This is a genomic window from Coxiella-like endosymbiont (genome assembly GCF_002871095.1).
Lineage (GTDB): Bacteria > Pseudomonadota > Gammaproteobacteria > Coxiellales > Coxiellaceae > Coxiella.
In genome coordinates this window covers 1-21,523 of sequence record NZ_NSHJ01000094.1, presented here as the reverse complement: position 1 = coordinate 21,523, position 21,523 = coordinate 1, and the positions used below count along the sequence as shown (strand labels likewise).

Below are 21,523 nucleotides of genomic sequence, written 5' to 3'. Positions count from 1 at the left end.
TTAATGTTTCGTCATTTTTGATTCCACTATACACTTCCCATGCTCTACATGATAGAGAAACTCATCATAAAAATGCTTTAACATCCCACTAACCGGCCATGCAGCGGCCTCTCCAAAGGCGCAAATAGTACGACCTTCAATACCTTTAGCCACACGACTAAGCTGCTCTAAATCTCGTTGCTTTCCTTCACCATTTTCAATTTGATGAACTAATCGATAAATCCATCCGGTTCCTTCTCGACAGGGAGTGCATTGACCACAGGATTCGTGCATATAAAATTTAGAAATCCGTTCTAATACTTTCACCATACAAGTAGATTGATCCATCACCATAACCCCACCCGAGCCCAGCATAGACCCTGCCTCCATGATTGCATCAAAACTCATAGTGGCTTTCATTATAATGTGAGCAGGCAATACAGGCATTGAACTACCACCAGGAATAACTGCTTTTAATTTACTACTCTCACGCATCCCCCCTGCTAATTCCAATAAATCGGTAAAAGGAATTCCTAAGGGAACTTCATAATTTCCAGGTTTAGCAACATGCCCACTTACGGAAAAAATTTTAGTCCCTCCATTTTTTGGAGGGCCTAAATCCGCAAACCATTTTCCGCCTTTTTCTAAAATTACCGGCACAGAAGCAAAAGTTTCTGTGTTGTTAATAATGCTCGGACACCCATATAACCCAAAATTAGCTGGAAAAGGGGGTTTGAAACGAGGCCATCCTCGTTTTCCCTCTAAAGAATTCATGAGCGCCGTTTCTTCTCCGCAAATATAGGCAGCAGCACTTAAATGATTATAAATTTCAATATTAATGCCTGAATTCAAAATATTTTGCCCAATTAATCCTTCTTCTCGTGCTTCTGCTAATGCTTGTTCACATCGATCGAAAGACTCTCCAAATTCGCCACGCAAGAAATTATAACCAACTGTTGCCTTAAGGGTATAGCAGGCAATCGCAATTCCTTCTAATACTTGATGAGGATTAAATCGTAAAATATCGCGATCCTTAAAGGTACCAGGCTCACTTTCGTCAGAATTACAAATAACATATTTTTGTCCTGGCTGATCACGTGGAACAAAATTCCATTTCAATCCCGTGGGAAAACCAGCTCCTCCTCGACCCCGCAAGGAGGATTCTTTAATTTCATTAATAATTTTTTCAGGTGGTGTTTTTTCTGTAAGAATTTTTCTTAATACTGTGTAGCCCCCAACACTTTTATACGATTTTAGTGTCCAAGGTTGATCTAAATGCAAAGTCCGATAACAAACCGCATTACGAAGCATTCGTTTTTGACTCCTGCTCTAACTTATCAATAAGAGATAACATTTTTTCTGGTGTTAAATTTTCATAAAATTTGTAATTATCGATTTGACACATAGGAGCTCCCCCACAAGCTGCCATGCATTCCAGGCTTTTTAGAGTAAATAAGCCATCAGGGGTGGTTTGATTAAAATTGATCCCCAGTCGTTTTTTAACACTTGCAACGATTTCATCACTTCCACGTAAAAAACACGATACATTCTGACAAATTCCAATTTTATGTTTACCAATTGGTTTTAAGTTATACATGTCATAAAAGGTGGCTACTTCATAGGCCCATACACGTGGTAATTCTAAATAATCTGCCACAGCATTGATTGCTGGTTCGCTTAACCATCCACCATTTTCTTTCTGCACAAATAAGAGTGCAGGTATTATGGCGGATCGCTTTTGATTGCTTGGATATTTTAGTAACCAAGAATCGATTTCTTTTGCCACCTCACCACTGATAATAATAGAAGAGTTCATTTTTTTCTTCATTAACGGTCTATCTCACCGAATACAATATCAATACTAGAAATAATAGTAACTAAATCAGCAATCATATGCCCACGACACATTTCATTTATTGCGGCCAAATGAGGATAACTTGCCGCTCGTACTTTGACACGATAGGGTTTGTTCGCGCCATCAGAAATAATATAAACTCCAAATTCACCTTTAGGGTGCTCTATAGCTGCATAAGCTTCACCCTCGGGAACGATATAACCTTCAGTGAACAATTTAAAATGATGAATGAGTGCTTCCATATCTTTTTTCATAACTTCACGTTTTGGCGGAACGATTTTATGATCATCAATCATCACTGGTCCAGGATTTTTTTGTAGCCATTCTACACATTGACGAATAATTCGAGTCGATTGCCGCATTTCTTCAATGCGAACCAAATAACGATCGTAACAATCACCTTCACTACCGATAGGAATATCAAAATCTACTTGATCATAAGCCGCATAAGGTTGTTTTTTTCGGAGGTCCCATTCGACCCCTGATGCGCGTAACATTGGCCCGGTAAAACCTAATTGTAAAGCTTTTTCCGGCGAAACAACTCCAATACCTACTGTACGTTGTTTCCAGATCCGATTCTCTGTTAATAGCACTTCATACTCATCCACTAATTTAGGAAATCGCTCAGTAAAATCCCAGATAAAATCTAATAAAGATCCTTCTCGGGCTCTATTTAATTTCTTAATTTTTTTTTCACTATGCCAACGTGAGGCTTTATATTGTGGCATACTATCAGGTAAATCACGGTAAACACCTCCAGGACGATAATAACTAGCATGCATTCGTGCACCAGACACAGCTTCGTAGCAATCCATTAAATCTTCTCGTTCACGAAAACAATAAAGAAACACAGTCATTGCTCCAAGATCTAACGCATGAGCACCCAACCATAATAAGTGATTTAATATACGTGTAATCTCATCGAACAGGGTACGAATATATTTCGCACGAATAGGGGGGTCAATTCCTAATAATTTCTCAATTGCTAACACATAACCGTGCTCATTAGCCATCATCGATACGTAATCTAAACGATCCATATAACCAATAGTTTGATTATAAGGTTTGCTTTCCGCTAATTTTTCTGTAGCACGATGTAATAAACCAATGTGAGGATCCACTCGTTGAATTACTTCACCATCTACTTCAATAATCAGTCGTAATACACCATGAGCCGCGGGATGTTGCGGTCCAAAATTAAAAGTGAAATTACGAACTTGAGGCATTTATTCAAATTTTTTATAGCGATTATCAGAACGAATTACTTTTGGCACTAATACTCTAGGTTGAATACTCACAGGTTCATAAACACAACGTTGTTGCGCTGCATCATAACGAAGCTCCACCTCCCCAATCAAGGGAAAATCCTTACGAAAAGGATGACCTACAAAACCATAATCCGTTAATAATCGTCGCAAATCAGGATGGCCATCAAAAATAATTCCAAATAAATCAAAAGCTTCTCGTTCATACCAATCAGCTGAATTCCATAATTTAACGACAGAAGGTATTATAGGAGGATCACTATCCAGATAAACTTTTAACCGTACACGCTGATTATGACGTAATGACAATAAATGATATACAACAGCAAACCGTGGCTTATTCCAGAGAGTCACTGCTTCTTGTATATTTTCTTGAAAACCTCGACTAAAACCTGTGTTTGTTGTTTCTTCAGTACGCCATTCACTGGTGCCATATTTTAAATAATCAACACCACAGACATCTAACAATAATTCAAAATGAAAAGGAGTTTCATCTCGTAAAGCTGTACAAACTTCTAAGAGAGAACTAGGAAGTAATTCTATTATGATTATATCAAGCTTATCATCAAGGTTTTCTATGAGAGTTGAAAAACGATTTTTAAAGGCCTCAGTTAAATTTTGTTTAACAGACATTCTATCCTCTGAAATCTTTTCGATCAAATATATTTTGATACCTAACTTTATTTTGAAGCTGAATAACCCCGTAAAATAAAGCTTCTGCTGTTGGCGGACAGCCCGGAACGTACACATCAACCGGTACAATTCGGTCACAACCTCGTACTACTGAATAGGCATAATGGTAATATCCTCCACCGTTTGCGCAGGAACCCATAGATATCACCCAACGGGGCTCAGTCATTTGATCATAAACCTTTCGTAAAGCAGGGGCCATCTTATTACATAACGTACCGGCTACGATCATCACATCAGATTGACGGGGGCTTGGACGAAATAAACCTGCTCCAAAACGATCTAAATCGTAACGAGAAGAAGCGCATTGCATCATCTCAATTGCACAACACGCGAGCCCAAATGTCATAGGCCATAAAGAGTTGCTCCGTGCCCATCGAACTAAATCATCGAACGACGTAAGGAGAAAACCTTCTCTACTTAATAATCGATTCATTTATTCCCACTCTAAAGCACCACATTTCCATTCGTAAAGAAACCCAACTGCCAAAATTACTAGAAAAATCATCATAGCCCAAAACCCTACCCAACCAATATGACGTAAAACGATAGCCCACGGAAATAAAAAGGCACTCTCTAAATCAAAAATAATAAAGAGAATAGCTATTAGATAAAAACGAACATGGAAAGGCAAACGAGCATCTTGAAAAGATTCAAAACCACATTCATAAGGAGATAATTTATCTTTATAAGGTCGATGAAGTCCTAAAAACCAACCCATTACCAGCGCTAACATCCCAATAAAAATACTTATACTAATAAACATCAAAATTAAAAAATAATGTGCTAACACCTCAAATTACCCTTAAAATTAAAGTTTTTTCTATATAAAAAACTAACAAATATAGTATGATACACCCATTTAAGGCATAATTTTACTGCATCGATGCAGAATATAACAAAACTTTCTTAATAACAATCTTAATAACAATTGATACAAAAAATTGATACCGAAGGCCGGAATCGAACCGGCACGGGTTTTCCCCACTGCCCCCTCAAGACAGCGTGTCTACCAGTTTCACCACTTCGGCTTATCAATAAAATAAGCTCTTGAGTACTATGCCCATCTCAGTTTAAAGCTTTTTTAAACTGCGTGTTTTTTCCTTGGTAAGGATGACATAGCTGTATCCCCCCTAACTTACTCTAGATTAGGCCGTAAGACTAAAGATAACTAAGCCCAATGCTTGTAGCAAAAAAACCAGTTGCCAAAATAATCGTTACTCTCATAAGAAAAGGTGTTACGCCCGTACTTCCGAAGATAGTATTAGAAGCACCACTACCAAAAGCTGCTCCTACATTATCTCCTTTACCATGTTGAAATAACACTAACGTAATCAAGCAGACAGCATTCAGTATATGAATACTTAATATAATTGATTGCATTGTTCCCCTATTTTTAAAAAATCTGCCACTTGCAAAGAAGCACCTCCAACTAAAACACCATCAATATTAACCATCGTAAATAAACTTCTCGCATTCTCTGGCGTTACACTACCTCCATATAAAATCCGGGTATTAATTGCCATCGTGGCATCATAGTGTCGTAATTGTTCCCGAATAGCAGCATGAACTTCTTCTGCTTGAACAGGAGAAGCATTTTTACCCGTTCCGATAGCCCATATGGGTTCATAAGCAATTACAATATTGGTTAATGATGCCCGATCATAATTATCATGCATCCGTAATACAACTGCAAGCTGCTCTTGAACGATTTTAAGGGTTTCGCCAGATTTGCGTTGCGCTTCGGTTTCCCCGACACAAATTATGGGGAGAATGCCATTATTCAGAGCTCTTTTTACTTTTCGCGCCACAGATTCATTTGTCTCACCATGCTTTCGTCTTTCGGAATGGCCGATAATAACATAACGGCACAAAAAATCGCGCAACATCCTTGCTGATATTTCACCTGTATAAGCTCCAATTTCATGTTCGGAGATGTCTTGAGCTCCCCAGGAAATTTCAGTCCCCAGCAACATTTCTTTACATTGTGGAATGAAAATGTAAGGAGGTATAACGACTAACTCTACTATTTTGATAAGTTTATACCCGTGTTTTAACCCTTCTAACAATTTAGAAATGCTCTGAAGTGTTCCATACATTTTCCAATTCCCTACCACTAATGGACGACGGCCCATATGATTTTCCTCTGCTAAAGCTGTGTAAAGCTTTCTATTTCTATAATTCTAGCGAAATCAACAAAGATAATACGAATTCTACTAAAATCAAAAAGATAATACAAAGCTTCAGGGAGAATACAGAAAAACCTTAAAGTTATTGAATGCTCCTCATTAACTAAAATTCTACCTTCTGGAAAAAAAGTCTTAGTGTCAATTCTAAAAATAACTAATTCCAATTTTATAATCCTCTAAATTTTACTCTACTAAATTTTACTCTATAAAACGTAAAACAACATTTTTCCCTTGTGTAGAAAATTTATTTGTCACTCACCCAAAAAAAGACCTTAAGGCTACCTTATTATCTTTAGAGTGTAGCAAGAACTCTTTTATTCACTAAAATCTTGAGAGAATTTTAGTAAAACTACCTTATCTATTAGCTAGTAGCTAGCTTTTCTAAACATGTATTTGTGTTATGAAGCAATTTTCCAATATATCATTTTAGTTTCCTTAAACCAGAATGAAACGAAACCCACTCTATAACAAACACGCCTAAACAATAAAGAAACAATAAATATTTAATTGAATTAAATAGTTAAATAAAATCGTTTAAAGAAAGGTGCTAAAAAGCATAAAATTCCTATATATAAAATTTAAAATTGCTTACATAGTTTCCAAGCAATTTCTTACAAGCATTAAAGTAGTCTTGAAAATTAATCTAAGTTTTGAGGATTCATCTAGAGCAATTTTGTAGAGTAGTATCATGTAGAATAGTATCAATATTTTATTGAAAAGGAAGTACCAATAACTTATTTCAAAAAATTGCTATATGGTATCAAAAATATAATCGATTAATTTTCAATCTAAATAGTTTAATAGATTAATGCTTACTTAATTTTAAGTATTTCTTAGATAAAATTAGTAATTTACATTTCCTGAATCATTTTGATAAAGTTTTTTTCAAAATTTTATTCTCGTTAAGTAGTCTACTGAAAATTAGCTAATGTAATTCCTGTCCATTAAAACACAGCTGTCTTTTCTCTCTCAAAATTATTTAATTTTAAAATAGCTTACTACTAATAGCTTACCACTAGTTGATAACAGAGTATCTATCTTGGGAGAAAACAGGAAATAAAAAAATACTCACCTTTAAAAATACTCACCCTTCTAGGAACTTTAAAAGCTTGCTAGTGTTCTGTATAATAAATAATAATCTATAATAAATAAAAATCTACCACCATTTTTGATTTTTGATATAACTTTAATATTGCAATAATAAACAAGTAGTAAAAAATAATAAAATAACAAACAATTAGAGATTTAAAATAATCAGAATTAGATATTTAGAATTAGATATTTAATTAATACATCATTTGTGCTCTTGACTTCATTCACTCAAATAAAAGTACTATTTCATTATTTTACTTTTCACTCGCTGTACTATTAACCCATTTTTCATTTGCTTAGTTTTTCACTTGCTTAATAAATTATTAATCATAGAGAGTTAAAGAATTAGTATAGTTAAAGAATTAGATAGTTAAAGAATTGGCAGAGAACAATTATTAAGACTATAAAAAATTGTCTATTTTCTTGAAAAGTTGACAAAATTATGATTATTTAATATTTGTTTAGGATTTACATGAAAGTGCATTAAAGTCCATTTTTTTGCAGAATACATTTGAAATAATTGAAAATTAAACTTAGTAAAGTATAATATTTAAGTTCATCTCTCTAATTTAGAGAGCCAGGAAAAAGTCATCTAAATCTTGTAGAAATAAGCTTACTATAGACCTATAGACGTTGTAATACTGGTTTTAATGTATTTTCAATAATTTTTTACTGTTTTACAAGTATTTTACCTTAGAGCGGTGCTAGATTGCAAATAATATTGAATGCCCCCCAAAAAAATAACAATAGCCATGTAATCTTTATCTTTATGTTTATAATTATTGTAACATCTTATTTGTAAGAGAACTATTAACCTATATAATCATAATAAATGGCGGAGTGGACGGGACTCGAACCCGCGACCCCCGGCGTGACAGGCCGGTATTCTAACCAACTGAACTACCACTCCATCTAAAAAAACTGACGATAAGCTTATTCTATCTTCAGTAAATAATCACTGAAAATTTGCAAAACAATAATAATAATTGGTCTTCTGTACTTAATCGTTTGTTATCTTAAAAAATGGGTACTGAGGGATTCGAACCCCCGACATTCGCCTTGTAAGGGCGACGCTCTACCAACTGAGCTAAGCACCCATATTATTTTTATTAACATTTGAACCTCCTTGTTTTTACTACGCCCATTCAGAGAATAATCCAAAAAATGCTCTAAAATTACTGAAGCTCTAGAAGAAATGAAGATAACGGATATATCTAAGTTAATCAAGTCTAATTTATTCTTAATTTATTTAAACTCGCCTTTGATTCTATTGTTCACTTCTATTTTCAAAGCTTTTTTTAGATTTACTTGCTTTTTAGATTTACTTTCTAAAAATCTCGCCACCACGTACACGTTGGCTGAAATTTTTATTAAGTTCTACATATTTATTTTTTGTGTTTTCTTTTATTCTGGCTACACACAAACTCACTTTAATGCAAACAAGATTATTAAGACCATATTCTTTTTATAGTTATTTTAATGATTTCATCACAGAATCAATCGATATCTCTAAACCTCAGTTCACTGTATTTTTTAAATACCAGCTGATTCTACCATGACTTCAATGAGATCATTTTTATTCATAGATTCTTATCGATAGTTTAATCAATTCATACGCAAGCTTTTTTGTTTTTACCTTGATTAGTCAATTTATACCAACTGCTTTCTCTGACTGTGTAAAACCAGCAAAACTTCATAAAACTTTTGTTTCTTAATTTATATATAATTAGATTGGAAGAAGCGTAAGATTGGAAGAGCGTAGTAATTAGTAACCTTGACTGACATAACATCCTCGACGCCCCCCGAAGGCCCCCTTCCCGATTTACCTTAGTGATTTTTTCTCACGTTTTATTGCTTACTCTATATTCTATTTCATTCCTCTCTATTCTTTACTCCTATTTCATTATTCTATGAAGAGTAATGAAAGGGACGGGATTTAAAAATTTTCTAAACTTTATTTTTCATCTATTGAATATAATACTTTTAAAGAGCCTCAAAACAGGAGAAAGTTATTCAGTTCCACCTATCGTCAATGCATCGACTTTGAGGGTAGGTTGCCCAACTCCGACCGGAACTAATTGCCCCGCTTTTCCACAAATACCCATACCCGAATCAAGTACTAAATCACTTCCTACCATTGATACTTTCATTAAGATATCAGGACCGTTACCAATTAAAGTAGCTCCTTTAACAGGACAAGTAACTTTTCCTTTATCAATTAAATAGGCTTCACTAGTAGAAAAAACAAATTTTCCGGACGTAATATCAACCTGGCCACCAGAAAAATCTACAGCATATAATCCCTTTTCAACGGAAGCAATTATTTCTTGAGGATCACTGTTACCCGGCAATAGGTAGGTATTAGTCATACGCGGAAGAGGTAAATACGCATAGGATTCCCGACGACCGTTACCAGTCGATGCCATTTTCATTAAATGAGCATTATGACGGTCTTGTATATAATTTTTTAAAATACCATTTTCAATCAAGATTGTTTTCTGAGTTACTGTCCCTTCGTCATCTACGCTTAAAGACCCTCCTCTGCCCGGAATGCTACCATCATCTACTACTGTACATAAAGGAGAAGCAACCCGTTCCCCTATTCGTCCACTAAAAGCAGAAGTTCCTTTGCGATTAAAATCACCTTCTAAACCATGACCAATAGCTTCGTGAAGAAGCACTGCCGGCCACCCAGATCCAAGTACTATCGGCAAAGTACCCGCCGGCGTATCCTCAGCCTCTAAATTTTGACACGCCTGACGAACGGCTTTGTCTGCATAAAAATATGCTGTTGACAAAAATATTTCATAACCGCAGCGAGCACCACCACCTCCGAAACCCTGTTCCCGGCGGCCATTTTGTTCCACGATTACACAAACTCGTAAATTTACTAAGGGTCGCAAATCAGCTGCCATTAATCCTTCATTATTTAATACCAAAACAACCTCATAATGTCCTGTTAGACTAACAACCACATGCTTGACTCGAGGATCTTTAGCTCGAGTATATCGATCAATCCTCTTTAGTAATTCAACCTTCTCTATCGTAGTCATTGAATTAATAGGATTGAGTGGAGAATACAGTGGTTTCACTGATTCTTTATGTAAGACATCTATAAGTGTAGAGGTATAACCACCAGAATTCGCAATACTCTTTGCAGCATGTGCCGCTCGTAACAAAGCTTTCGCATTGATATCGTCAGCATAAGCAAAGCCTGTTTTTTCTCCACTAATAACGCGTAAGCCGAATCCTTGATTAATTGAAAAATCACCTTTTTTTACAATACCTTCTTCTAATATCCAACTTTCTTCTTGGATACTTTGTAAAAATATGTCGACATTATCAATGGAAGGGCCTACAGCTCGACCTATAACTTTTTCTAAGTTATTAGGAGTAAGGTTAAAAGGTTTTAAAAGAAAATCATTAGCAATTTGAATTAAGTCGTTCATTTTGATTTATCAGTGCATTTAAAAATTAGTTTTAGCAGGAACAGGTAAAGTGATTACCGAATTATTCCAAGAACTCACAATATGATAATGCACCTTAGCATGCTTTGCCAACATGCAGTCTTAAAACGTGATTAACAATCCAGCTAATAACTCCCCCCCCTAAAAGCACACCGACAAAACCTACAATCAATAAGTAAATTAGTATGATTAAGATCATTTCTAGATGAAAATCTAATTTTTTATTTATTAACTAATAACCCCCCCCTGTAATCTAGACAATATCCCGTACTAAAAAGGGATATTCAATTTTAGGCTACTTTCTTAATAAAAAATTTCCTTTCAACAAACTAAATGTAATATTTTAAGAAAAATCAGCAAGATTAATAGTTAATTTAAATAACTGCTATACTATAAACTAAATAAATTAAGTAGGCTAGAAACTAAATAAATTAAATAGGCTAGCAATAGGCTAGCAAAACTTAATTTAAATTTATCTTCTCCAATAAATTTTGTCATGCATCCCTAATAAAAGTTAATTTTAATATCTCCGTTTTTAAAAAAGAAAAGCTATAAATTTATCGGGTGACTCTAATAATTTAATTGCAATGAAAAATCAGTTCTTCCTCTTTCTAGAGCTTAAGTAACCCCTGATTCATTAAAGAGGGCTCCCAAATTAAAATTTACAAACTATTCAGTTAACTTCATTTCTGTTTGGGGTTTTTATCCTACCATTATCCTGCTACTTAAATAAACAAGCACCTTTTCTGTAAAATTATCAATCTTCAAGCCAGTTTTTATTTGCGACGTTTGCAGTATTAATGAATTTAACTCACACATCTTACCATAGTGGAAATCATTAATACTTCAATCCATAAATCTAGTTAAATCCATAGACGGCAAGCTTTTTAGGATCTAAATTTATTTAAGTATCTTTCATTGTTTAGAGTAAATAAAATTGTAAAAACATCCTTTCCTGAACGATATCATTAAAAAACATTGAAATATAGCCTAGAATAAAAGTACTTTTTATATTTACTAAGCAGAAGCCTTAATATTAAAAGGATAAACTTATACTTCTATGTACTTTAGCTTTTGAAGGCCTACTAATATTGAAAATAGATTTGGAATTAAATTTTTTTAAAAAGATGACTTTTAATTATTGTTTAAAAAAAACCACATTTAGTGAGACAGAATCTTGCACCAGTTTATCCTAATGATTAGGGAAGATATATTGAACTTTTATAACAAATAATTTAACAATTAAAACAATTAAAAATTGAATGGCTTTAAAACAGCTTTAATCAAAATTTCGCTATTTATTTCAATCTACAATATTTATTTCAATCTACAACTCTAGGGAGAGAATCCCAGGATTGATACTACCAATGGAAAAATTGATTGGTAAACCTAAAATTGACCTAAAACCTAAATAAAACCTAAATATAATTATCTAAAAATTTTCATTAATACAATGCAAATTTGCCATAATTTAGTTCAGTTTTATTCCTCAATGTTTCAAAAATAATAATGATGCTACTACTTGATTATAATTTGAGTGTTACTTTATAAAAAATTCATATCTATAAAGACTTCATATCTATCAAAAAAGACTTCATATCTATCGAACCCAATAAGATATCGAATCCAATAAAATGTAATTGAAGATGTAATTGCAAACTTCTAAAAACTTTATTCCAAAGTTGAACATTTAAAGGAATAAATTAGTTTTTAGATGAGCATAAAGTTTTTTTCAAGAAATAAAACAACCAAGAACGATCAACATCTTCCAATAGTTTAATCTTTTGATAAAATTTCTAATTTTTTTAATTTAATATAATATCTCATTTTTTAATGAATGGTAAAAATGTTTCTTAATAGGAGCTAATTGATTCTCAATAAAATTATAAGAATTAAATTTTTATAAATCAAACGGACATCGAAATTATAAATTATGCTCTAGCTATTTTTCTCTCGTTTTCAGAAAAATATAATTCCCTAGTAACATCAACAGCCATTTAGATAGGGCTTACAATATAAATTAACGAAGATCTGATTGAGCAATTACATGTGCCTTCAATTAAAGATTAATCATATATTATAGATACCCATTATATTTTATAAATACTCACTATCTTTAAAATATCCACTATTATTAAAATTAAAATTTGAAATAATTTTAGAATTTCTTTAGGAAACAATCTAACCATAATTCTATATACCTTTCTTCCAACCCCATCAACAAATTTTTAAAATATTTCTGTAAAAAATGACTAGCTAGTCATTTTTTAAAAATCATATTTTTAGTTCGAACATAAAAACTGATATTCTAAGAAATGACGTAACAATCAAAAATAAAAATTACGTCAAAATTTCTTGTAATAAAGTTTTAATGCGGGTATTTAAATGCTGTAAAATTTCATTAATGACATTAATATGGAAATGATTATAATTAGGTATTAGGTTATTCTGGAATATTCTAATAATTGATCCTAATTGCTTTTTAGTATGAAATTAAATTGTTTCAATATTCATGAAACAATATTTTTCACATCTGCTAAATCAATCACCATATCTATATCATAAAATCAACCATTCCAGTAACACCATAAATTGTTAACTGCCAGTAATTCCGCAACATTAAAAACCGGGCAACACCAGAAAGTACTAAATAACTCGTCAATAATTGATAATAAAATAAGCTATGAAAAAAATTAATACTAATAAAATCATTATCCAATGCCTAAATGGGATTGGATTTCTAATGAACAGAATGAATAATAAACAGATCTTGAAAGCTAAGGGATAAGGGGATCTGGATCACAACTCAACTCCATACCAATTTTTTTAATGCTGCTAATATGCACAGATTGATGTAAAACGATACTTCCCTTGCTTTATCACTTCAAAAAAAAATCACGTTTAATATTTATGGGCTATCAAGGGGTTTTATTAAAGTACTAGAATTGTTAGCCAACTAATATTAAGTGATTTTAATCAATAAAGAAAATAGAATGATTCACCCCCAGCGTCATTAATAAACATTTTCCGCAATAGGGTACTAAAATTTTAATATTTATCATCCCAAGTTAAATCGATGTTGATAATCGTTTAATAAAACTCCTAACCACGGCCATAAAAGCGTAGTACTTACAAGAGACAACCAGTATTTGCCAGTCAATGGAACAGAGTCCGCCATTGCCAGAATCCAATATTGTAACGCAAGGTATACCGCCATAGTAATTAAAACTAATATTGTTTGTTGCCAGACAGGCAAACTGTGGATGGGTATTTGAAAACGAATCAAAAAATAACCAAGGAAGCTAAATAATAGCGCATGTTGCCCGAAAATAGTTCCTATAAGCAAGTCTAGCAAAAGGCCTGTTATGAAAGCAGTACCAATTCCCACTCGATAGGGAATAGCAATCATCCAAAATAAAAGAATCATCAAAACCCAAGCAGGCTGATACCATACAGCCCATTCAGGAAGAGGCAGGATAGTTAGCATCATTCCTATTAAAAAACTTAGTCCGATTAAAATTCTTTTTTTAAGGCTATAATTTCCCATTTTCTTTAGGGCTCATTGAAGAAGATAGTAAATTTTTTCTTATTGTATTGTTTAACGAAGTCTTATCCGGCCAAACCATTAATACTTGTTGCGACTGATCTAAATGGGCTGATGGTTGAAGAATAATTCTCGCAAAACGCTTAACAGGATTATGTATCAACTCGGAGACTACTCCGACAGGATAACCTGCTGGATAGCGCAATCCAAGCCCAGAAGAAATAAAAAGGTCACCTTTTTTAATATCACTGGTATCTGGAACATTAATCAGCATTAGCTTATCAGAGCTTCCCAACCCAACTGCAATAGCACGAGTACCATTTCGGTAATCTTGGACAGGAACAGCATTTTTCGGATCAGAAATCAACATAACATTACTTGTCAAAAGGCTTACATCAACTACTTGCCCAATAATCCCATAAGCATCTAAAACAGGTTGTCCCACATAAATATGTGATTGTGTTCCCTTATCAACCACAACTTGTTGAAGATTAGGATCTAAATTTACAGCTAACAATTGAGCAACAAGCAGCCCCAAGCCATGGATTCGAGAAGTAGATTTTAATAATTCTCGTAACTGCGCATTTTCTCGTTCGAGAGCAAGAAGTTTCTGTAATTTTGATTCCAGTAACCACTCATGGGCTCGCAGGCGGGCATTATCCGCCATTAATTGCTGTTGAGTAGTAATATTTGTAGCAATCCAGTGGATTGTTTTAATAGGAGTATTCACTAAATATTGGATAGGAAACACAACTAAAGACAAATTAGCCCGAATCTTATGAAAAAAAAATGTTTTCTGATCTAAAAGAATCAATACAATTGATAAACTTATATAAATAAGAGCACGTAATCCAGACATTGAAGAACGTTTGAAAATTAATTTAATGAAGCTTTCCTCTTATGCACTATTAAATTACTTTTAAGTATTAATCTCGTGAAAGAAATTCTCCACCTATTGATCGCATTAATTCCAATGCTCGACCACCGCCACGAGCTACACAAGTAAGTGGATCTTCCGCTATCACCACAGATAAGCCTGTTTCTTCCATTAAGAGTCGATCGATATCCTTTAATAAAGCTCCGCCGCCTGTAAGTACCATCCCCTGTTCTGCAATATCTGCAGCCAATTCAGGCGGCGCTTGTTCTAAAGCTCCACGAACCGCACCAACTATTCCCGAAAGTGCTTCCTGCAAAGCTTCAAGAATCTCATTATTAGTAAGTGTAAAACTTCGAGGTACACCTTCTGCTAAATTTCGACCGCGTACTTCGATTTCTTTAGTTTCATTATTAGGAAATGCAGCACCAATTTCATGTTTAATTCGTTCTGCTGTGGTTTCACCAATCAATGCTCCATAATTACGACGAACATAGCTGATAATAGCCTCATCAAAACGATCACCACCAATGCGTACAGATTCCGCATAAACAATTCCACTCAAAGAAATAATTGCCACCTCAGTAGTTCCTCCCCCGATATCCACTACCATAGAACCACTAGCCTCTTCGACGGGTAAGCCGGCACCCATCGCTGCCGCCATGGGTTCCTCAATTAAATACACCTCACGAGCTCCAGCTCCCAAAGCAGATTCTTTAATCGCTCGACGTTCGACCTGCGTAGAACCACAGGGTACACAAATCAAAACACGAGGACTAGGACGTAATAAACGAGTTTTATGAACTTTATGAATAAAATACTGCAACATTTTTTCAGTGACATGAAAATCAGCAATCACACCATCCTTCAAAGGACGAGTCGCCAGAATATTACCAGGAGTACGGCCTAACATGCGCTTAGCTTCTGCTCCGACAGCTACAACACTTTCCTGACCACCCCCCCGCGCATCTTTTCGAATAGCGACTACTGAAGGTTCATTCAACACAATACCACCTTGTTCGACCACATAAATTAAGGTATTAGCAGTACCTAAATCGATTGAAATATCATTCGAAACTAAACCACGCAATTTTTTTAACATGGAAATTTTTCCTATTGGCTTTTTAAAGATGTTACAAAAAATGCATACTTACTTTAACCGAAAACTCAATTAGAGGAAAGGCTTAAGATCCTCAAACATTACTAATGAATTCTCGGACTGTCGTCTATTACAGGTCTTCTGTATAATGCACTCCTTTAATGGAGAGTTGAATAATGTCCACTTTCAGTAAAAACAATATTGATAAAATTGCAAACCTAGCCAAACTCAATATCTCTGAGAGAGAAAATCAATTGTTGGAGGAAAATTTAAATAAAATTCTTAAACTTGTAGACAAAATGAATCAGATAGATACATCACAGATCGAACTTCTTACACACCCCTTTAATGAAACACAATTCTTGCGAGAAGATATTGTCACAGAATCGAATCAACGCAATTTATTTGAAAAAAATGCTCCTCAAGTAGAAGGCGGACTGTATATGGTCCCTGTGGTTATTGAGAACGAAGAATAATGGATAGGCACATGCATCGAAAAACCATAATTGAATTAAGTAAAGATTTACAGGCTAAAAAAATATCAAGCGTAGAACTTACACAATATTTTTTAGATCGAATTAAAAATTTTAATCCTACATTCAACTGTTTCATCACGATTAGTGAAGAAGAAGCGTTAGCACAAGCTAAAGCAGCCGACACACTCTTAAGTAAAGGCAAAGCTACGCTTTTAACCGGGATCCCAATTGCTCATAAAGATATTTTTTGTACCCAAGGAATTAAAACTAGCTGTGCATCCAAAATGCTAGATAATTTTATTCCCCCTTACGATGCTACAATCGTAAAACGTTTCAAGGAAGCAGGAACTGTTTTAATTGGTAAAACTAATATGGATGAATTCGCGATGGGTTCTTCTAATGAAAATAGTTATTACGGACCTGTCCGAAATCCATGGGATATTAGCCGTATTCCAGGTGGATCTTCAGGAGGTTCGGCGGCTACTGTAGCAGCTCGCATGACTCCCGGAGCAACAGGAACTGATACAGGAGGCTCTATCCGACAACCCGCTGCCTTGTGTGGTGTGACTGGATTAAAACCTACCTACGGACGAGTGTCTCGTTACGGCATGATTGCTTTTGCTTCAAGCTTAGATCAAGGGGGACCATTAACTCAAACTGCTGAAGATGCTGCTTTGCTTCTCAATATTATGGGTGCTCACGACAAAAAAGATTCAACTAGTATAAAAAAAGACACTCCTAATTATTTATCCACATTGAACCACTCCTTAAAAGGTTTAAAAATTGGCCTCCCTAAAGAATATTTTAATGACTGCTTAGATTCAGCTGTAGCAGAATCTATTGACACTGTTAAAAAAGAATTTGAAAAAATGGGTGCCACTTTAGTAGACATTAATTTACCTCACACTGAATACGCCGCACCGGTTTACTATGTGTTAGCCCCTGCTGAATGTTCTTCTAACTTGGCACGCTACGATGGAGTGCGTTATGGATATCGTTGTGCTAATCCTATCGACCTCGATGATCTTTATAAACGTTCCCGTACAGAAGGTTTTGGCCCAGAAGTTAAGCGCCGCATCATGATAGGCACTTATGTGCTGTCAGCAGGATATTACGATACTTACTACCTAAAAGCACAAAAAGTGCGACATTTAATTAAGAATGATTTTGTGGAAGCTTTTAAGCAGGTACACACTATATTAACTCCTGCAACCCCCACTCCGGCTTTCAAACTAGGGGAGAAAACAAAAGATCTCGTTGCAATGTATTTGTCGGATATTTATACTATCGCCATCAACCTTGCAGGATTACCTGCTATTGCATTCCCGGCAGGATTTATTAACCAACTTCCTATTGGTGCTCAATTAATTGGAAATTATTTTGAAGAATCTCAGCTGTTAAATATGGTATACCGTTATCAACAAGAAACTGATTGGCATAAAAAATTGCCACCTAAGTTGAGGTAAATTAACAATGGAATGGGAACCCGTTATTGGTTTAGAAGTTCACGTACAATTACGTACAAAATCAAAAATTTTTTCTGGTGCTTCTACAGCGTATGGTGCTGAACCTAATACTCAAGCCTGTGCAATAGACTTAGGGTTGCCCGGCGTTTTACCTGTTTTAAATAAAGAAGTTATAAAATTAGCGATTCGTTTTGGTCTTGCTATTCAAGCAACGATTGCAAACCATTCCATTTTTACCCGAAAAAATTATTTTTATCCTGATTTACCAAAAGGTTATCAAATAAGTCAATATGATTCACCTGTTATTAAAGCCGGTCATTTAGATATTAAAACCGATCAGGGAAGTTCTAAACGTATTGGAATTGCTTATGCGCATTTAGAGGAAGATGCAGGAAAATCTATTCATAAAGAAATACAAGGTTATTCTAGTATAGATTTCAATCGTGCAGGCGCCCCCTTATTAGAAATTGTTTCTGAGCCAGATATTTGCTCATCTAAAGAAGCAGTAGCTTATTTAAAAGCTTTACATATGTTAGTTCGTTATATCGGCGTGAGTGATGCTAACATGCAGCAAGGTGCCTTCCGTTGCGATGTTAATATCTCTTTACGTGCTAAAGGAGAAAAACAATTTGGAACACGTACAGAAATTAAAAATGTAAATTCTTTTCGGTTTGTTGAACGTGCTATTTTGTTTGAAATTGCTCGACAAAAAAAACTTTTAGAAGCAGGAAAAAAAATCATCCAAGAAACTCGGCTTTATGATGCGGTTCAAGATAAAACTCGAACCATGCGTACTAAAGAAGAAGCTCACGACTATCGATATTTTCCGGACCCCGATCTACTTTCTCTTGAAATTACCCCAGAATTAATTGATTCAATTAAAAGAGAACTTCCTGAATTACCCGAAGAAAAACGACGTCGCTTTCAAGAAATTTATCAGTTGGGCAGTTATGAGGTTAAATTACTTACTCAGGATATGGAAGCTGCGAATTATTTTGAGGCTTTATTAAAAATAGATCACTCTATTTCGCCCAAGCTCGCTGTCAATTGGATTACTGGCGATCTTACAGCGGCATTAAATAAAAATAACCTTGAAATTAATGAAAGTCCGATTAATGCGGAGCAGTTAGCAGGACTTCTACGGCGTATTTCGGATAATACATTATCCGACAGTATGGCAAAACAAGTATTCCAACTAATGTGGAACGCTAAAGGAAAAGTCAATGCTGATGCTATTATTGAACGTGAAGGCCTACATCAAATCACAGACATTAGAGCGCTTACAAAAATCATTGATGAAATTATAAAAAGTAATCCTCAGCAAGTTGAAGAATACCGCTCAGGCAAAATTAAATTATTTGCTTTTTTTATCGGCCAAATTATGAAAGCTTCCAAGGGAAAAGCTAACCCTCAACAAGTAACCAAGTTACTAAAAAAGAAATTGTAAATAACTACCATTCACCACTCTTCGCTTATAATTTTTACATATCAGCTTTATAAAAACAACCAATTTGGTTTATCCAATCAAAACTAGTTCAATACACTCAAACAAAGAACATTGAAAAAATATAATTTAAATTGGTAAAAAATTATTTAAGTTATTTCTTCAAGTTATTGTAATATTATTAATTCATAATAAGATTAATAGATCAATAAACTTTTTATAAAAATCAATAAAAAAGTTATACGAAAAATAATTCACAAGATTGTTCTATTTAAAAGATTTTACTTTTATTTATCCCACTAAATCGCTAAATTTTAAGATTATATCGCGAATTTACTGACCACGATTCACAAGTTTTAAGTATGAATACGGATTCCAAATACATGTATTTAGTGTAGTGTCGTGAAAAAGAAACACTTCAAGAATTCCCTTTTCTAATACTCTCTAAATATTCCACCCAACCTGGGGTAATAATTAAAAATTTTCAATAAAAATAAAGCGTCTGCGGAACGGAACACATTTATTTTTGATGTTGAACGAACCGTTTGATTTATTATGCTTAAAAATTTAAATGTATAGTGTAATCTATATAAAATTCTGCGAGTACTGTATGCTTTAGAAATTAATCATATACCACTACAATTAGCAAAAGGAAAAACATAATAAATATTTCTAATGAAGAGAATAACGATATTGTAAAAATATAAAGATAAATTAACTAAATATCTGAAAGATTTAAAATTTAATTTATTCTAAATTTTTAATGAATCTTCTAATAATGCATTATTCATACACCAATAAATATTAGAAACTGCTCTAACAGTTGCTTTGTTGATCAAACAAGATGGATCCTTAATTAAAATATTTTTTAAGCAGGAACAGAAGAATTATTAATCGAATCAATGATTAACGGGATTAGAGATGTGGCAACTATTCTATTATGGGAAAATAATATTTATATCAGTTTATTCATGTGCATAAAGACAGGAAATATCAAAGAACACTGACGAATGCTGATTAATTTATGGGTAAATATTCTTACCAATCCTGGAATAAAAAGTTTGAACTCTATTTTTTTAATATTTCTGATGTTAATCGTAAATGCAGATGATTGTATATAAGCTCACTTAAATACATTAGTGCAATTGGGGTCAGTAGCAAGTTATTGAGTAAGTGATCTGGATTATGGCAGTCTTCAATAGTTTGGCTCAAGTTTTTTCAATTGAAAAGTCTGATTAATTTAATCTACCTTTTTTACTTGACATTATTTTGCGATTTTTACCTATTATGAAGGATAATTAACTATTTAGCTTAATGATTTCACACTTTAAGGATCTTCTTCCATTTTTAACAAAAACTGTTCTAAAAGATTATATGAATTTTTTGATCCTTTTTATTCTTTTGTTGCTTGCACAAAAAAAAGCGGTTTTATATAAAAAAAACTAAAGCTTAACTAAAAGTTAAATAATTAGAAGCAGGTTCATTTGTAATAGGTGTCAAGTTCATCTGAATTTAAATTTATCAAAATTCACACCTTATTCCCTGGTTTAGCTTTAATTTCTAAATAAGTACGAACCATGATTTTAAAAACTCTTTAAGAAAAGGTTTCTTACTGAAAAATTATCTTATCCAGTCCACTCAGCTTTTAATAAGCTTTTAACCACTTCCAACTTTATGAAACCTTTAACAATTAAGACTTTTAGTTTATGAGGAAAATTATTTTTTTTAATTGAACCACAAGATTCAGTCAAGAGCTATTTCTGTCCTGAATAGAACATACAAAAAGATACACAGAGAGTGTTTGATAAACACTGAGATGCTATTCTCATTTATAAACCAATTTTTCTTGCAACTCTTCGTAGATGAGATAAGCTATTTTTCTAGCTGTAAAAATTACAAAACTTAAAATTATATCTAAAGATTAAATATTTTTATCGAGGTTTCGTCAAACTTTTAGTTACATTTACAACTATTGATCTATCATTATAATATAATCAAGCCAATTAAACCAAGAGAAGACAAAGTACATCAATAATAAATACCAAAACTAATTAATCATAGTTGATGTATTTCTTCCTTTTGA

14 protein-coding genes, 3 tRNA genes and 1 pseudogene are annotated in these 21,523 nt (G+C 33.7%); 3 read left to right on the top strand and 15 right to left on the bottom strand.

The features are described 5' to 3' along the window. The 15 genes and pseudogenes from nuoF to CLERM_RS01705 all read right to left on the bottom strand — a co-directional run bounded on the left by nuoF (position 1) and on the right by CLERM_RS01705 (position 16,057). A complete protein-coding gene (nuoF, locus tag CLERM_RS01780) occupies positions 1 to 1,290 on the bottom strand; it encodes an NADH-quinone oxidoreductase subunit NuoF (protein ID WP_102156887.1) in 1,290 nt (429 codons plus the stop codon). Next, positions 1,280 to 1,795, bottom strand: a complete 516-nt coding sequence (gene nuoE / locus CLERM_RS01775) for an NADH-quinone oxidoreductase subunit NuoE (RefSeq protein ID WP_102156900.1) — start codon at positions 1,793 to 1,795, stop codon at positions 1,280 to 1,282. The genes nuoF and nuoE overlap by 11 nt, the downstream gene beginning before the upstream one ends. Before the next feature lie 11 nt (positions 1,796 to 1,806). After that, positions 1,807 to 3,060: an NADH-quinone oxidoreductase subunit D gene (locus tag CLERM_RS01770; RefSeq protein ID WP_102156886.1), complete on the bottom strand. Its 1,254-nt coding sequence runs from the start codon at positions 3,058 to 3,060 to the stop codon at positions 1,807 to 1,809. Continuing rightward, positions 3,061 to 3,732: an NADH-quinone oxidoreductase subunit C gene (locus CLERM_RS01765; RefSeq protein WP_102156885.1), complete on the bottom strand. Its 672-nt coding sequence runs from the start codon at positions 3,730 to 3,732 to the stop codon at positions 3,061 to 3,063. A gap of 1 nt (position 3,733) precedes the next feature. Then, positions 3,734 to 4,225, bottom strand: coding sequence for a NuoB/complex I 20 kDa subunit family protein (locus CLERM_RS01760; RefSeq protein ID WP_102156884.1), 492 nt, complete (start codon positions 4,223 to 4,225; stop codon positions 3,734 to 3,736). Further along, positions 4,226 to 4,555 carry an NADH-quinone oxidoreductase subunit A gene (gene ndhC / locus CLERM_RS01755; RefSeq protein WP_102156883.1) on the bottom strand — a complete coding sequence of 110 codons (330 nt, stop codon included), beginning with the start codon at positions 4,553 to 4,555 and terminating at the stop codon, positions 4,226 to 4,228. Positions 4,556 to 4,737: 182 nt separating this feature from the next. Continuing rightward, positions 4,738 to 4,820: transfer RNA gene (locus CLERM_RS01750), tRNA-Leu, on the bottom strand. 133 nt (positions 4,821 to 4,953) lie between these two features. Then, positions 4,954 to 5,172, bottom strand: a pseudogene (gene secG, locus CLERM_RS01745) (preprotein translocase subunit SecG); the annotation flags it as partial. After that, positions 5,154 to 5,924: a triose-phosphate isomerase gene (tpiA, locus tag CLERM_RS01740; RefSeq protein WP_102156881.1), complete on the bottom strand. Its 771-nt coding sequence runs from the start codon at positions 5,922 to 5,924 to the stop codon at positions 5,154 to 5,156. The pseudogene secG and the gene tpiA, both read right to left, overlap by 19 nt. A gap of 1,979 nt (positions 5,925 to 7,903) precedes the next feature. Further along, a tRNA-Asp gene (locus CLERM_RS01730) sits at positions 7,904 to 7,980 on the bottom strand. 114 nt (positions 7,981 to 8,094) lie between these two features. Beyond that, a tRNA-Val gene (locus CLERM_RS01725) sits at positions 8,095 to 8,167 on the bottom strand. A 912-nt stretch (positions 8,168 to 9,079) separates the two neighbouring features. Further along, complete coding sequence (gene tldD / locus CLERM_RS01720) at positions 9,080 to 10,519, bottom strand: metalloprotease TldD (RefSeq protein ID WP_102156879.1); 1,440 nt, start codon at positions 10,517 to 10,519, stop codon at positions 9,080 to 9,082. Between the two features lie 3,076 nt (positions 10,520 to 13,595). Continuing rightward, positions 13,596 to 14,084: a rod shape-determining protein MreD gene (gene mreD, locus CLERM_RS01715; protein WP_102156878.1), complete on the bottom strand. Its 489-nt coding sequence runs from the start codon at positions 14,082 to 14,084 to the stop codon at positions 13,596 to 13,598. Next, a complete protein-coding gene (gene mreC, locus CLERM_RS01710; RefSeq protein ID WP_256385317.1) occupies positions 14,071 to 14,967 on the bottom strand; it encodes a rod shape-determining protein MreC in 897 nt (298 codons plus the stop codon). The genes mreD and mreC overlap by 14 nt, the downstream gene beginning before the upstream one ends. Before the next feature lie 40 nt (positions 14,968 to 15,007). Continuing rightward, positions 15,008 to 16,057, bottom strand: a complete 1,050-nt coding sequence (locus CLERM_RS01705; RefSeq protein ID WP_102156876.1) for a rod shape-determining protein — start codon at positions 16,055 to 16,057, stop codon at positions 15,008 to 15,010. A gap of 173 nt (positions 16,058 to 16,230) precedes the next feature. Here CLERM_RS01705 and gatC point away from each other — a divergent pair, with 173 nt between their 5' ends. The 3 genes from gatC to gatB are packed head-to-tail and all read left to right on the top strand — an operon-like array spanning position 16,231 to position 19,443. Beyond that, positions 16,231 to 16,530: an Asp-tRNA(Asn)/Glu-tRNA(Gln) amidotransferase subunit GatC gene (gene gatC, locus CLERM_RS01700; RefSeq protein ID WP_102156875.1), complete on the top strand. Its 300-nt coding sequence runs from the start codon at positions 16,231 to 16,233 to the stop codon at positions 16,528 to 16,530. Between the two features lie 11 nt (positions 16,531 to 16,541). Further along, positions 16,542 to 17,996 carry an Asp-tRNA(Asn)/Glu-tRNA(Gln) amidotransferase subunit GatA gene (gatA, locus tag CLERM_RS01695; protein ID WP_102156899.1) on the top strand — a complete coding sequence of 485 codons (1,455 nt, stop codon included), beginning with the start codon at positions 16,542 to 16,544 and terminating at the stop codon, positions 17,994 to 17,996. A 7-nt stretch (positions 17,997 to 18,003) separates the two neighbouring features. Further along, positions 18,004 to 19,443, top strand: a complete 1,440-nt coding sequence (gatB, locus tag CLERM_RS01690) for an Asp-tRNA(Asn)/Glu-tRNA(Gln) amidotransferase subunit GatB (protein ID WP_102156874.1) — start codon at positions 18,004 to 18,006, stop codon at positions 19,441 to 19,443. Positions 19,444 to 21,523: the final 2,080 nt, after the last annotated feature.